Origin of the sequence: Staphylococcus sp. HMSC072E01, from assembly GCF_001814125.1 — a bacterium.
Taxonomy (GTDB): Bacteria; Bacillota; Bacilli; order Staphylococcales; family Staphylococcaceae; genus Staphylococcus; species Staphylococcus hominis.
In genome coordinates this window covers 1-15,947 of sequence record NZ_KV814964.1, presented here as the reverse complement: position 1 = coordinate 15,947, position 15,947 = coordinate 1, and the positions used below count along the sequence as shown (strand labels likewise).

Annotated in this window: 11 protein-coding genes and 1 pseudogene; 4 read left to right on the top strand and 8 right to left on the bottom strand. The window is 30.9% G+C overall.

The features are described from left to right. Both HMPREF2953_RS11255 and serA read left to right on the top strand, forming a co-directional pair. Positions 1-356 (top strand): annotated as a pseudogene (locus tag HMPREF2953_RS11255) (alanine--glyoxylate aminotransferase family protein); the annotation flags it as partial. After that, on the top strand, positions 346-1,941 hold the full coding sequence (gene serA / locus HMPREF2953_RS04910) for a phosphoglycerate dehydrogenase (protein ID WP_070672099.1): 1,596 nt from the start codon (positions 346-348) through the stop codon (positions 1,939-1,941). The pseudogene HMPREF2953_RS11255 and the gene serA, both read left to right, overlap by 11 nt. Before the next feature lie 47 nt (positions 1,942-1,988). Here serA and HMPREF2953_RS04905 read toward each other — a convergent pair whose 3' ends face one another. From HMPREF2953_RS04905 to HMPREF2953_RS04895, 3 genes are all read right to left on the bottom strand, one after another. After that, positions 1,989-3,116, bottom strand: a complete 1,128-nt coding sequence (locus HMPREF2953_RS04905; protein ID WP_070672097.1) for an HAD family hydrolase — start codon at positions 3,114-3,116, stop codon at positions 1,989-1,991. A gap of 195 nt (positions 3,117-3,311) precedes the next feature. Next, a complete protein-coding gene (gene nagE / locus HMPREF2953_RS04900; RefSeq protein ID WP_002455202.1) occupies positions 3,312-4,772 on the bottom strand; it encodes an N-acetylglucosamine-specific PTS transporter subunit IIBC in 1,461 nt (486 codons plus the stop codon). Between the two features lie 465 nt (positions 4,773-5,237). Then, positions 5,238-5,855 (bottom strand): lysophospholipid acyltransferase family protein, encoded by a 618-nt coding sequence (locus HMPREF2953_RS04895; RefSeq protein ID WP_070672095.1) that lies wholly within the window; start codon positions 5,853-5,855, stop codon positions 5,238-5,240. 167 nt (positions 5,856-6,022) lie between these two features. On the opposite strand from HMPREF2953_RS04895, the gene HMPREF2953_RS04890 reads away from it, so the two are divergent. Next, on the top strand, positions 6,023-7,279 hold the full coding sequence (locus tag HMPREF2953_RS04890) for a S1C family serine protease (protein WP_002455201.1): 1,257 nt from the start codon (positions 6,023-6,025) through the stop codon (positions 7,277-7,279). Positions 7,280-7,345: 66 nt separating this feature from the next. Here HMPREF2953_RS04890 and tyrS read toward each other — a convergent pair whose 3' ends face one another. Further along, positions 7,346-8,608: a tyrosine--tRNA ligase gene (gene tyrS / locus HMPREF2953_RS04885; RefSeq protein ID WP_002487995.1), complete on the bottom strand. Its 1,263-nt coding sequence runs from the start codon at positions 8,606-8,608 to the stop codon at positions 7,346-7,348. Between the two features lie 345 nt (positions 8,609-8,953). Here tyrS and HMPREF2953_RS04880 point away from each other — a divergent pair, with 345 nt between their 5' ends. Beyond that, positions 8,954-9,841 (top strand): transglycosylase domain-containing protein, encoded by an 888-nt coding sequence (locus HMPREF2953_RS04880; RefSeq protein WP_070672093.1) that lies wholly within the window; start codon positions 8,954-8,956, stop codon positions 9,839-9,841. A 676-nt stretch (positions 9,842-10,517) separates the two neighbouring features. Here HMPREF2953_RS04880 and HMPREF2953_RS04875 read toward each other — a convergent pair. The 4 genes from HMPREF2953_RS04875 to HMPREF2953_RS11640 form a co-directional block, all read right to left on the bottom strand. Then, on the bottom strand, positions 10,518-12,185 hold the full coding sequence (locus HMPREF2953_RS04875; protein WP_070672091.1) for a formate--tetrahydrofolate ligase: 1,668 nt from the start codon (positions 12,183-12,185) through the stop codon (positions 10,518-10,520). 247 nt (positions 12,186-12,432) lie between these two features. Beyond that, positions 12,433-13,422, bottom strand: coding sequence for a catabolite control protein A (gene ccpA, locus HMPREF2953_RS04870; RefSeq protein WP_049335900.1), 990 nt, complete (start codon positions 13,420-13,422; stop codon positions 12,433-12,435). A 262-nt stretch (positions 13,423-13,684) separates the two neighbouring features. Next, positions 13,685-14,776, bottom strand: a complete 1,092-nt coding sequence (locus HMPREF2953_RS04865) for a bifunctional 3-deoxy-7-phosphoheptulonate synthase/chorismate mutase (protein WP_070672089.1) — start codon at positions 14,774-14,776, stop codon at positions 13,685-13,687. A 221-nt stretch (positions 14,777-14,997) separates the two neighbouring features. Then, positions 14,998-15,947 (bottom strand): coiled-coil domain-containing protein (locus tag HMPREF2953_RS11640; RefSeq protein ID WP_256263315.1); only part of this gene is annotated, 950 nt, incomplete at its 5' end.

Here is a 15,947-nt window from a genome sequence, read left to right as displayed (position 1 = left end):
GTTAACGGTGTAGATTACTTTTTTAAAACGAAAGTTTAAAAGCATTAGATTTAAAATTATTAGTTACTAAAGACTCATATGCCTCTCCTACTGTTACTTCTTTTATCCCTCACGATAAAGACGAATTAACATATATTAAATCAACACTAAAATCAAGATTTAATATTACTATTGCTGGTGGTCAAGGCAAACTAAAAGGAACCATTTTGAGAATTGGTCACATGGGAAAAGTGTCACCTTTTGATATTTTATCTGTTGTTTCAGCTTTAGAGATAATTCTTACAGATTATCGTAAAGTCAATTATATTGGTAAAGCTACGTTAAAATTTACGGAGGTAATTCAACATGACGCATAATATTTTAGTTTCAGATCCAATTTCAGAAGAAGGTTTACAAAGTTTAATCCATCATTCTGATTTTAAGGTTGATTTTAAGTCTGGTTTAACTGAAGAAGAACTTGTCGATATTATTCCTAACTATCAAGGGTTAATCGTACGTAGTCAAACTCAAGTCACAGAATCTATTATTAACCATGCTTCAAACTTAAAAGTTATCGCTAGAGCCGGTGTAGGTGTGGATAATATTGATATAAAATCAGCAACTCTAAACGGTATACTCGTTGTAAATGCTCCCGATGGAAATACGATTTCTGCTACTGAGCACTCAGTTGCTATGATTCTAGCAATGGCACGAAATATTCCGCAAGCTTACACATCACTAAAGAATAAAGAATGGAATCGTAAAGCATTTAAAGGAGTTGAATTATATCAAAAAGTATTAGGCGTCATTGGAGCAGGACGTATTGGTTTAGGTGTAGCAGAAAGATTAAAAAGTTTTGGTATGACTGTTTTAGCTTATGATCCTTTTTTGACTAAAGAAAAAGCCGAGCAACTTGGAATTGAACTAGCAACGATTGATGAAATTGCTCAACGTTCAGATTTTGTTACCGTTCACACACCGTTAACACCTAAAACAAAAGGAATTATCGATGCTCATTTTTTTAATCAAGCCAAACCAACGTTACAAATTATTAACGTAGCTAGAGGCGGAATTATTAATGAAAACGACTTGCTGAATGCCTTAAATCAACATCAAATTGCTAGAGCAGCATTAGACGTATTTGAAAATGAACCTCCCCTAGATTCACCGCTTCTCGATCATAAAAATATTATTGTAACTCCTCATTTAGGTGCATCTACGATTGAAGCACAAGAAAAAGTAGCTGTATCCGTTGCTGAAGAAATCATTGATATTTTAGAAAATGGTAATGTTACAAACGCAGTCAATGCACCTAAGTTAAACTTAAACCATATTGATGAGAAGACACAACAATGGCTTCGTATTAGCCAGCTTTCAGGTGAATTGGCAATTCAATTATTAGATGATGCGCCTAGAGAGATTAAAGTGACTTTTAACGGAGAACATGCTAAAAAAGAATCTGATTTAATTACTCGATCAATCGTCACGTCAATTTTAAAACAAAATTTAGGTGAACGCGTGAACTTAATTAATGCTATTGCATTATTAAACGAACAAGGTATCACTCATCATATTGAAAATCGTGCTTCACAGGGAACATTCAGTAATTATATTCAAATTAATTTGATAAGTGAACATGACGAAGTAAAAATTGGTGCAACTGTAATAGACGGATTTGGTGCACGTATTGTAAGAATTAATGATTATTCAGTAGATTTTAAACCCAATGCTTATCAATTTATTTCTTATCATAAAGACTTACCAGGAATGGTAGGTTTAACAGGTCAACTACTCGGTAAACATGATATCAATATTGCTTCAATGTCTTTAGGAAGAAGTTCTGAAGGTGGACAAGCAATGATGATTCTGTCAATAGATCAACCTATTACTCAACAAGTTATTAAAGAATTATATGAGATTGGTGATTTTGATAACATCTACGGTACAACTTTATCAGTATAATAAATAAGAAAGGAACGACGATAATATTCGGCGTTCCTCTCTTTTTATTATTTATTAAGTAGAATATGTCTAATGTCACAAATATGATTAACAATATAGTCAGCACCGTGTTGCTCTAGGTCTTCTTTTGCTTCTTTCCCACTTAAACCAGTTAAAGTACCTATAAATGTTGCCCCAATCTTTTTAGCACATAATAAATCCGCTAATGAATCACCAACAATAAATACATCATTCTCATTAACAATATGTTTTTGATTTTGAATATAGTGCAAATAATCTCCCTCATTGTTTCCATAAAGAGTTGCAATATAACTAAATGGATTAGGTTTACCTAGTAGCCCTTCTTTTGGAAATACTGACTCAGCTTTCAATACTTCACTCGCTGTGACAATATGATTTTCATTAAAAAAAGATTTAAGACCAAAGGACTCAAATGGAACAATTGTTTCTGTTCTTGGTCTACCAGTTGCAATGGCAATGTTAAAACCTGCTTGTTTTATATCATTTAATAATGTTTTAATTTCTTCCACAGGACGTAAGATCTTTTCTTCATAAATAAAACCAGACTTAGGAATAGACAAAGGAGTAAGCTTTTCTACTTTTTCATATAAAGTTGTTCCTAAATACCATTCTTGATATATTGCTCTAGCTAAATTCCAAAGTGGACTTTTTAAATTAAATAATTTAGCATTTTCAATATTTAATTGATCTTTTGCGTAATCTTCTAATTCAAGATAAATATTCTCTTTACCACTTTGACTATTTTGAATAAATTTTAACGGTACTGCATAATTAACTTTAAATTGATAATTATAAGATTGTAATTCACGTAGAGTCTCAACTGAAAACGTTTCAACATGAGTCACTTGTCTAATTGTTTCTGAATCCAACTGTTTCAAGAGATGGATGAAATGAATACTAAATACAACAAATAACATATCCCAGTTAGAATTAAGGCCTAAAGATTTTAATTGATTTAAAATTTGATCGTTTAAAAATACTTGTGTTCTTATATCTTCAATTAATTCATCATTCATATGATTAAAATTTTGAGCGCTATCTAAACCTAAAAAATCATCACTCTTTAATAGTTCTTCAACTGTTAAGGCAGATACATCAAAGCAACGTTCTTCACTTAAAAACACACCATCTACATCAAATAAAATTGATTTCATCGACATCTCTCCATTTTTTGACTATTCTGATACTTATAATCATAACGAACATTTATATAAAGTCAATGTAATAAAAATAAGAGCCAATGCTTAAAATCTAGCATTAGCTCTTTTATATAAATAATATTTATCAATAGGACTATAGTGTAACAAATGATTTGGACATATAATGTCGCTTTTATTGTTTCTGTTGAATTATTTCATCTGTTTTTCAATTTCATCTGCTACTTGTTGAACATGTGTACCAATAATTACTTGTGTTGAATGGTGGCCATTTTTCGTCACCCCAACAGCTCCAGCATTTCTAATTTTTTGTTCATCAATAATCGTATTATCTTTTAGTTCTAAACGAAGTCGTGTAGCACAGTTTGTTAAACTATCGATATTAGATTTTCCACCTAAACCTTCTAATATTTGTGTAGCTGGTTGATGATATTTTCCACTTTTTGATTTATCTATAGTTGTCGTTTCTTCTACTATTGGATCAGCTAGTAAGTTATCACCACGTCCTATTGTATTTAAATTCAATACTTTAATCATAATTCTAAAAATAACATAATATAAAATAAAGAATACAATACCTTGAACTAATAGCATTAAAGGGTGATTAGCGACTGGATTAATGAGTGATAAAACATAATCAATTAATCCTGCACTAAATGAGAATCCCGCAGTCCACTGAAATAGAGATGCAATAAATAATGAAAGCCCTGTTAATAAGGCATGTATGATAAAAAGTACAGGTGCAACAAACATAAATGCAAATTCAATTGGCTCTGTAACTCCTACTACAAAGGCTGAAATAGCACTTGCTAAAAACCATCCCCATACTTGCTTTTGTTGCTTTGTCTCAGCACTGTGATACATTGCAAGTGCTGCTGCTGGTATACCAAACATCATAATTGGGAAGAAACCTGCTTGATAACGTCCTGTTATACCTTTTACTGCATCTACACCTGTTTGGAATTTACCAATATCATTAATTCCTGCTGTATCGAACCAAAATACTGCATTCAATGCATGATGTAAACCAGTAGGAATAAGTAGTCGATTAAAGACACCATATAAAAATGCTCCGAATGAACCAAAACCTACTAACCATTCTCCAAATGCAACAATGCCTGAAAAGACCATAGGCCAAATAAATAATAGTATAACTGCTAATATAGTACTAAAAAATACAGTCATAATAGGTACTAATCGTTTACCACTAAAAAATGACAAGGCCATAGGTAATTCAACTTCACTAAATTTATTAAAAGAATATGCTGCAATTAACCCGATAATAATACCAAGAAATACATTAGAATTATCCATTTTTGTAAAGCCTAAGTTAACTGCTTTTTCTTTTATATTAAATAACGTAGCCACATTTTCTGGATTTAATACTTTCGTTACCATGGCATATCCTAACGCACCTGCCAAAGCAACGGCACCATCGTTCTTTTTAGCCATACCAATAGCTACACCGATAGCAAAAATTAATCCTAATTGTCCTAAAATAGCTGTTCCTACAATTGAAAAGAACATGGCTACTGTGGGAAGAACATGAAGTGCATTTAGTAAGTTACCTATCCCAGTTATGATTGCTCCTGCTGGTAAAACTGCTACAGGGAGCATTAACGATCTTCCGAGATTTTGAAAGAATTTAAACATCTTTTATCCTCCTTTATTTATTAAAAATTATATTTTTTATGTATTTAGTCCAATATATAATTTATCATATTTGTAAGCGGTTACGCTATCTATTTATATTATATAAATAGACAATGTGATGACAAAATAAAAAAGATACGCTTTAATCAATAAAGATTAAAACGTATATATATTTAATAAGATATTATAAATGATTTTTATTATTGATTGAGATAATTAACTGGTATTTTACTTCAAATCTATTTTTTTATTAAATAATCTTTCCGCATTGACTAAATAAAAATGATTAAAGACAAAATAACAAGAACCATACGTTAGGTAATATATGGTACTAACGGAAAATAGATTTCTTAAAACTTGTCATTTTCACTCATGGTACTCCTATCATCCATTTATCAATTATTTATAAAAAAAGAAGATTCTCTATTTAGAAAATCTTCTGATGAATAATGCTATCAATATCTATTAAAGATGTTCTTGAATAAGATGAAGTTCATGTTGTAACTGTGCTGTACGTCTTTCTATTTCTTTAGTTAGAAAATCAATTTTTTCGTTACGCTTTAAATCTTTAGGTATGTCAGATTGATAAATAGGTTTACCAAATTTAATCATCGCTTGACCAGTGACTAAACCATGTAACTTCGTTGGTCCAACATAAGCAGCTGGTAAGATTGGTGCTTTACCTAGCATAGCAATCGTTGCAGCTCCACGTTTTAAAGGCGCGCCTTCAACTGAAGTTCTATGACCTGTTGGGAAGATACCTACTGTTTTATGATCTTTCAATAATTTAACAGGTTGTTTTAACGTACTAGGTCCCGGATTTTCTCGATCTACTGGAAAAGCATTTAAAGATCTTAAAAATTTGCCACCCCATTTATTACTAAATAATTCTTTTTTAGCCATATAATGAATTTCATTTGGAATTAAAGCTAATCCTAATAAAATCACTTCATTATAACTTTCATGGGTACAAGTCACAACATATTTACTATCTTTAGGAATGTTCTCTTTACCTACAATATGTAATGAACGTGCCATTTTTACGATTATTAATTCTAAAAATTTACTAATAAATTTATACATTTTGTCACCTACTTCTAAGTTTCTACACTTAGTCGATTTTATCATTAACTTATCACGTGAACAAGATTTTAAAAGATACATCTTAAGACTGATAGCTATTTACTAGAAATATTTAAATATTTTCTTCATAATTGAGATAATGGTTAAAATATATACGGAGGTTTAATATGACAGAATATAATCAATATTTTCAATCCAGCGATTATCAGCATTCACGTCCACCTAAACCGAAGTTTCCATGGTTTAGAATTATTATTATTGCTCTAATCGCTGGTATCATAGGAGCATTAATTGTTTTAGGAGTTAATCGACTTATGAATGGAGATGATTCAAATAGTGGTGGATCTCAAGTCCAACAGGCTACGAATGATAAAGGTGGCAATGTGTTAGACGGTAAAAGTGATAAATATAAATCGGTTAATGCCATGATCAAAGATGTTTCTCCTGCTATTGTAGGTGTCATCAATATGCAAAAGGCAACAAGTTTTGACGATTTATTACAAGGTAAATCAACTAAGGCACAAGAAGCCGGTATCGGTTCTGGTGTTATTTATCAAATTAACAACAATTCTGCTTATATCGTCACTAATAATCACGTTATTGATGGTGCATCACAAATTAAAGTACAATTACATAACGGTAAACAAGTAGAAGCAAAGCTTGTAGGTACAGATGCAGTTTCAGATATTGCAGTTTTAAAAATCGATTCTCAAAAAGGAATTAAAGCAATGAAATTCGCAAATTCTTCTAAAGTTCAAACTGGCGATAGTGTTTTCGCAATGGGTAACCCACTTGGCTTAGAATTTGCTAACTCAGTAACATCAGGTATTATTTCTGCAAATGAACGTACAATTGAATCTAATACCACTTCTGGTGGAACTAAAGTAAATGTGCTACAAACAGATGCAGCAATTAATCCCGGTAACTCTGGTGGTGCATTAGTAGATGTTAATGGTAATTTAGTAGGTATTAATTCAATGAAAATTGCTGCTGACCAAGTTGAAGGTATTGGTTTTGCAATCCCAAGTAATGAAGTTAGAGTTACAATTGAACAACTCGTTAAACATGGTAAAGTAGAACGTCCTTCAATTGGAATAGGGTTACTTAACTTAAGTGATATTCCAGATTCTTATAAAAAAGAATTAAAAACTGATCGTGATACTGGTGTGTATATTGCAAAAGTTAGCCACTCTAGTGAATTAAAAGTTGGCGATATCATTACTAAAGTAGATAGTAAAAAAGTAGATGATGATACCGATCTAAGAACGTACTTATATCAAAATAAAAAGCCAGGTGAAACCGTGAAGTTGACTGTTATACGTGATGGTAAAACTAAAGACGTATCAGTCACTCTTAAAAATCAAAAATCAATATCTTCGCAATCATATAATTCTGAAGATAATAATAGTCAATTTATTCGATAATAAATAACGAGGTTAATCCAAAATAATGGATTAACCTCGTTTTCAATATATTCTTCTCAGATAAGATTATTTATAATTTACCATGAAGTATTTTTTCTTACCACGGCGAATAATTGTAAATTCATTATCAAATTTATCTTCATCAGTTAAGTTGTAATCAACAGACTGTTCTCTTTCACCATTAATATAAATTGCTCCATTGTTTACATCTTCTCTTGCTTGTCGTTTTGAGGAAGCAATTCCAGATTCAATTAAAACATCAATAATGTTAGTTGTTGCTTTAGAAACTTCAACTTGAGGTACTTCTTTAAACCCTGCTTTGATATCTTTAATTGATAAAGATTTTAAATCACCTTTAAATAATGCTTCTGAAATTCTAATTGCATCATCAAGTGCTTCTTTACCATGAATAAATTCTGTTACATTTTCAGCAAGTGCTTTTTGAGCTTCTCGTAAATGTGGTGCTTCATCTCTAGATTGTTCAAGGCGATTAATATCTTCTTTACTTAAGAATGTAAAGTATTTTAAGAATTTAATAACATCTTCATCCGATTGATTAATCCAGAATTGATAAAATTCATACGGTGTTGTTTTTTCAGCATCTAACCAAACAGCTCCAGATTCTGATTTCCCAAACTTTTTACCATCAGACTTTGTCACTAATGGAATAGTTAAACCATAAGCTTCTGTTTGACCATACATACGTCGCATTAACTCAATACCACTTGTAATATTACCCCATTGATCAGAACCACCAACTTGAATTTTACAATTAAGTTCACGATTTAAGTGGCCAAAGTCAATTGCTTGTAAAATAGTATAAGTAAATTCTGTATATGAAATTCCATTTTCTAATCGTGATTGAATTGAATCTTTACCTAGCATATAATTGACACCTACATGTTTACCATAATCACGGAGGAAACTTATTAGTGAAATTTGACTTAACCAGTCTCTATTATTAACGAGTACGGCTCCTTTATCTGTCCCAAATTCAAATAGTTTATGCATTTGAGCGCTTAAGCCTTCAACATTTTTTGCTACTTGATCTTCAGTTTGTAATACACGTTCTTCAGATTTACCAGATGGGTCTCCAATCATACCAGTGCCTCCACCAATAAGTACTATTGGACGATGACCATGTTCTTGGAATCGACGTAATGTCATAAATGGTAAAAGATGACCAATATGTAAACTATCAGCAGTTGGATCTGCACCACAATACAACGTTACTTGTTCTTTATTTAATAAATCTTCAATACCTTGTTCATCAGTTTGTTGATAAATTAAACCTCTCCATTGTAATTCTTCTAGTAATGCATTTGACATAGTTATATCCTCCTATAAAATTTATTTTTATTAAATAAAAAAGCACCCTCACAACAATGTAAGGGCGCTTATGCACGTTACCACCATACTTAACAATTCAAATAGAATTGTTTACTCTATTAATGATACGCTCATTAATAAACGTTGAATAAATAAGTATGAGGTGTATTCATATATAAACACATGTTAGTTCACAGCATCCACTAACTCTCTGTTAAGTTAATTTATATATTACTTCTCCTCTTATTCAATACATATTGAATTGATAATAATTATAAAAAAACCTCTTCTAAAAGTCAAATATGCTAGATATGATATACTGTATTTAATTTGAGGAGGACTACCATGAAATTATTATTTAAAGATGTTCAATTTAAAACGTTTGAAAAAAATTATAAGTTTATAAAACATATTATGGTAGGCCTTTTGAGTATTATAGTTTTAGGTTCTATACTTATTGTTCTTGGTACTGCTACTTATTTTCATCATCTTACTCAAGAAGCTTCAAATATAAGTGATACTGAATTGAAACACCGCGTACTACACTTTTCAGGTGATGAGATTTTGAATCACGATAAAAATATTTTAACTGAGTATGATCATTCTCAAAACTCTCTCATCGTAGGTCCAAAACATGTAAATTCAAACGTAATTAAAGCATTAATATCTTCTGAAGACACATTATTTTTTAAACATGATGGAATTTTACCAAAAGCGTTAATAAGAGCAATGATACAAGATGTTTTAAGTTTAAATTCTCGTTCTGGCGGAAGTACAATTACACAACAATTAATAAAGAATCAAGTCTTAACAAATGAAAAAACATATAGTCGTAAGGCAAATGAAATTATATTAGCGATGCGTCTTGAAAAAATATTATCTAAAAATGAAATTATTTATACATATTTAAATATTGTACCGTTTGGACGCGATTATAATGGTGCAAATATAACTGGAATTGCATCTGCTTCCTATAGTTTATTTAACGTTCCCCCCTCCAAGTTAAATGTTGCACAATCCGCTTATCTTGTTGGCTTATTGCAAAGTCCTTATACGTATACACCGTATGAAAATAATGGTGATTTGAAGGCTTATAACGAAGTTAAAATTAGTATTGACCGTCAGCATTATGTATTAAAACGAATGCTAGTGGAAGGGGTAATTACTAAAAAGACATATCAACAGGCAAAACAATATACTATTTATGATCATTTATTAACTAAGCCTCAATGAATCAATCAATATCTTTTATCGCACTTTATATTAATTTAAATAGTTTATGAGTATTGAATTTAAAAGACTTTTAAAATAAATATATGATAGTAATAACACAAAATATCGATATATCATTTAAATTAGAAGGTTAGATAAATATATTTCCAAAAGGTCTCATTAATGACAAAAGTCATTTTAATTATTTAAGTAATCGGTGTTATAGGAGATTAAACAGCTTTATTCTTAACAAAGCAAGGTCACATTGTTTATGGCCCTGGTCAGAGTATTGAAAAATTTGAAACTCTTCAAGTAGTTAAAACTACTCTAATTAGATGTGAGGAATGAAGTATCAATAATTGAACCAGTCGGTATTAAAATGGATTGGAGATTAAATCCTGCAGATGACTTAACTCACTCTACAAAAGGAGCTCCCTATAAAGTCACGACTTAAAAAATTGCTAAAGCTATAAAAAACAATATAGCTTAAACATGATGTCAACTCCTATTGTAATTACAAAAGCAATTGCAAAGTCATACACAGTAAAAAACCTGAAATTCGTCTTTTAATTGGTTTTGCCGCTAAATTACTTGTCTTTTCACATGCAGTTTTACCAACAAAATGATGAAATTTGTTGGTAAAACAAAGAAACGTCTGAGACAGTAAAAGTCTCAAACGTTTTTTCTTTAATCTAAATTAGAATAATCCTACTGCATGACCTTCATCAGTGACATCCATGTTTAATGCCGCTGGTTTTTTAGGTAATCCCGGCATTGTCATAATTGCACCTGTTAATGCAACAATAAATCCAGCGCCTGTTTTAGCTTCTAATTCTCTGATAGTTATATCAAAATCAGTTGGTGCGCCTAAAGCGGTTGCATCATCACTAAATGAGTACTGTGTTTTAGCCATACAGATTGGATATTTGCCCCATCCATTGTCGGTAAATTCTTTTAATTGTCTTTTTGCTTTTTTACTGAACGTTACTGAAGAACCACCATAGATTTCTTTTACAATTGTTTCAATTTTTTCTTCTAATGATTGATCTAAATCATACAAGAATTTAAATTCTTGTGGTTGATCGATGACTTCAAGAACTTGATTAGCAAGATCAACGCCACCTTTACCACCTTTCTCCCATACTTCTGTTAAGGCAATTCGTACATTATTTTCTTTAGCCCAAGCTTTAACTGCTTCAGTTTCATCTTCAGTATCATGTACAAATGCATTTAAAGCAACCACAGGTTCTACTCCAAATTTTCTAATATTATTAACATGACGCTCTAAATTAACAATACCAGATTTAACTGCTTCGACATTTTCTTCTTTTAGATTATCTTTAGCAACACCTCCATGCATTTTTAACGCACGAACAGTAGCTACTAGGACAACTGCAGAAGGTTCAAAGCCTGCTTCACGTGCTTTGATGTCTATAAATTTTTCAGCGCCTAAATCTGAACCAAAGCCTGCTTCTGTAACAACAATATCTGCCAAATCACGTGCAGTTTCAGTTGCTAAAATCGAGTTACAACCATGAGCAATATTAGCAAATGGTCCACCATGTACAAGTGCTGGTGTTCCTTCAATAGTTTGTACTAAATTAGGTTTAATTGCATCTTTAAGTATCATTGCAAGAGCGCCTTCAACTTTTAAGTCTGCAACAGTAATTGGTTTACGTTCACGAGTATAACCAACTGTAATACGACTGATTTTTTCTTTTAAATCATTAATATTACGAGCTAAACATAAAATCGCCATTATTTCAGATGCTACAGTGATATTGAAACCATCTTCACGTGGAACACCGTTAGTTGGTCCACCTAACCCAACGATGACATTACGTAATGCACGATCATTCATATCAAGTACACGTTTCCATTCAACACGACGTACATCAATTGCTAAATCATTACCTTGATGAATGTGATTGTCTATAAATGCTGATAATGCATTATTCGCTGTTGTAATTGCATGGAAATCACCGTTAAAGTGTAAATTAATATCTTCCATAGGTAAAACCTGCGCATATCCCCCACCAGTAGCGCCACCTTTAATTCCGAAAGTTGGCCCTAAAGCAGGTTCACGCAAAGCAACCATAACATTTTTATTTAACTCATTAAAAGCATCAGCTAAGCCTACTGTGACAGTTGATTTACCTTCCCCAGCTGGTGTAGGACTCATTGCAGTTACTAAGACAACTTTACCTTTTTCATCTCTTGATTGAATTTGATTAATATCAATTTTAGCTTTGTAGTGTCCATATTGCTCTAAAGCATGTTCAGGTATTCCTGCTTTTTTCGCAATGTCTCCAATTGGTTTTAATTCTGATTGATTAGCAATATCTAAATCTGATAAATGTGCCAAATTATTTCAACCCCTTGTTTAAAATAAATTTTATGTAATAAGATATTTAGAAATAACTACCAAACCATCTTACTACTTTATAATAACTAACAAATAAATATATGTCGAATACTTGATAGCGTTTACAAAAATTTAATTTATTTATAATCAATTTAGCAATATTAAAAGGGTTTACATAATTTTATTATAGTAACTTATATATTAAAAAAGGATAAAATTTTGATTTTATCCTTTTTTTCACATTACTTTAATTAGTAGTGTTTCGATATTCAATTCTATGTGGTAAAACTACATTAGGTTCTGCAATGTCTTCTTCATTCATAAATTTAGTAAGAAGACGCATACCTACTGCCCCGATGTCATATAATGGTTGAATGACACTAGATAGTTTAGGTCTAACCATTTCTACCAAACGCGTATTATTAAAACTAACGATTTGTAGTTCTTCTGGAACTTTTATTCCAGCATCAAGAGCACTATGCAAAATACCAATTGCTTGTTCATCACTAATAGATAATATAGCATCAGGCAAATTATTTTTTAATTTTTCAAAGACATTCACTCCGTCTTTATAGCTTTCTGAACCTGATAATTCTATAGTGTTATTTAACTTTAATTGATGTTTGTTTAAAGCATCCTTTAAACCACTTAGTACATCTTCTTGAGCCTTTTTAGAATAATCTCCACTTACAAGTACAAAATCTTTTGCGCCTGTTTTAATAAGTTGTTCTGTAACTTCTCTGGCAGCTTTAGCAAAATCGATATTAACAGATGCGATATTGTCATCTTTACCATTTGTTCCAGATACTACTACTGGAACTGAAGAATGATTAATTAAATCTTTGATTTCATCAGAAATTGTACCACCTAAAAAGATAATGCCATCTACTTGTTTACTTAACAAATTATTAAAAATTTCTTTTTCTTTTTCTGGATCATTGTCTGAATTAGAAATGATAGAGTGGTACTTATACATTGTTGCAATATCTTCAATACCTCTAGCAAGTTGAGAATAATAAATATTAGAGATATCGGGTATAATAACGCCTACTGTAGTTGTACGTTTACTAGCTAGTCCTCTTGCAACAGCATTTGGTCTATAATTTAATCTTTGAATAACATCATTTACTTTTTTACGTGTTTCTGGTTTTACATTTTGATTGCCATTAACTACTCGTGATACAGTTGCCATAGATACACGAGCTTCTCTAGCTACATCATATATAGTTACCGTCATAATTTCCTCCTTGTAAGCGTTTCATTTATTATTATTACGTGTTTTCATTTCATTTTCAAAGTTTATCATAAATTGGTAATGTGTCAAATATATAAGACTTATATTCACAATTGTGTCAAATTTTAGTTAATAGATTTAATAAAATCAAAATAAAACTATTCGTTTTAACTAAAAAAGAACAATATAGAAGTTAAATATAAAACTTTCTATATTGCCCTAAATTTTAGTAAAATGAATAGCTAGTAAATTAAAGGATGATGTTTTATTTAAGTTGTTTAGAATTGTACATGTCAGCTAATGGCTTTAATTCATTATAAAATTTATCAAACTCATTTAAATCCATTTGTTGACCACTATCACTTAAAGCTACTGATGGATTTGGATGTACTTCTGCCATTACTCCGTCTGCACCCACTGCAAGTGCTGCTTTTGCAGTCGGTAACATAATATCCTTACGTCCTGTACTATGTGTAACATCTACCATTACTGGTAAGTGAGTACCTTGTTTTAAGATAGGTACGGCAGAAATATCAAGTGTATTACGAGTAGCTTTTTCATAAGTACGAATACCACGTTCACATAGAATAATATTTTTATTACCTTGAGAAGCAATGTATTCAGCTGCAAATGTAAATTCCTCAATAGTAGCTGATAAACCACGTTTTAATAAGATTGGCTTATTTGTACGTCCAGCTTCTTTAAGTAATTCAAAATTTTGCATATTTCTTGCACCAATTTGGAAGACATCTAAGTATTCATCAGCAATTTCGAAATCAGCTGGATTTACAATTTCACTAACAACATTAAAATTGAATTTATCTTTAACATTTTTCAATATTTTAAGCCCTTCAATTCCTAATCCTTGGAAATCGTATGGTGATGTTCTTGGTTTAAATGCACCGCCTCTAATGAATTTCTCACCTTTGGCTTGTAAATCACGAGCTACTGCATCAACTTGTTCTTGAGATTCAACAGAACATGGACCAAATACAAATGATTTATTTCCATCACCAATAACTCCACCGTTATCAAATTTTACAATTGTATCTTCCGGTTTTAATTTTCTTGAAACATATAAGTGTTTTTCATTTTCTGATTTTTGTAAATCAGTAGACGCTTTAAAGATTTCTTTAAACAATTGTTTAATTACATTATCATTAAATGGTCCGTTATTACGATCCATTAATTCATTAATCATTTCTTTTTCTCGTTGAGGGTCATAAACTTTAGTACCTTGCTTAATTTTTTCTTCTCCTATTTTTTGGGCTAATTCCCCTCTTTTTGATAATAAGTCTAGAATTTGATTATTAATTGAAATTATCTCTTCCCTGTATTGTTCTAACTTTGTAGACATTCATACTCACCTCAATAAATTTTACTATACTGAATTATATTACTTTAAAGCGGTAAAATAATTGTATTTAGATAGTATTCTAACAATTACATTAAAAATATTCAACTATAAATCAAATAAATTTTCTGATATTTCTGAATTATTAAAATTAATATAATTAATAATACTATATAAAGAATTAAAAGAGCAATGTAAAATATTACACTGCTCTTTTAAAAAGATTAATCATTAAATGTACGTTTTTCTATTTTACTATTTGCTTTTTCAGCTCTTTGTTGTTGCTTTGGCGTTTTGTTTTTATTTTGATTTTTTTGATTCTGATTTTTACTTTTTTGCTTATGTTTTTTATTTTTTTGATTTGAATTTGATTGAGATGGTTGATGTTGGTGAGTAATAACTCCTTTTTCAAATTTAGCATCATGGTGAGTTTGTTTATTTTTTGTTATTTCTTCATCTTTATTAAATGACTTATGATTTTTAGTTATCAAATTAGGCACTTTATCATATTTAGAAGATGTTATTGGTGTCTCCTCAAATAATTTTCGAGTATTACTTGCTACATCTTTATTATTTTTTAACTTAGCTTGCTTAGTTCTAGCTGCCGATGCAATTTTAGAAGCTTGTGACTCATTTTCGCTATTTTGAGTTTGATGACTTCTTGCTGGATTAGATAATTGATTTGTTTCTGATTCATTTTGAATTGCTCGACGTTGTGCTGCAAGTGCATCTGTTTCTTCTTGTTTTTCATCTTTAGCAATTGCTTCTTTTTTAGCTTCTTGTATTTCTTGCGCTTGTGGTGATTCGTCTGCCAAGTTACTTGATGTTTCTGATTGAATTGCTCGACGTTGTGCTGCAAGTGCATCTGTTTCTTCTTGTTTTTCATCTTTAGCAATTGCTTCTTTTTTAGCTTCTTGTATTTCTTGCGCTTGTGGCGATTCGTCTGCTAAGTTAGTTGACAACTCATCTTTAATAGCATTTTGTTGTGCTACAATTTCTTCTGCACTATTATGTTCATTATTAAAATAATTATTTTCTTTTACTGTAGTTTCAGCTTTAGCTTCTTGTATTTCTTTTGCTAATGGTGATTCATCTGCTAAATGATTTGATGTTTCTGATTGAATTGCTCGGCGTTGTGCCGCAAGTGCATCTGTTTCTTCTTGTTTTTCATCTT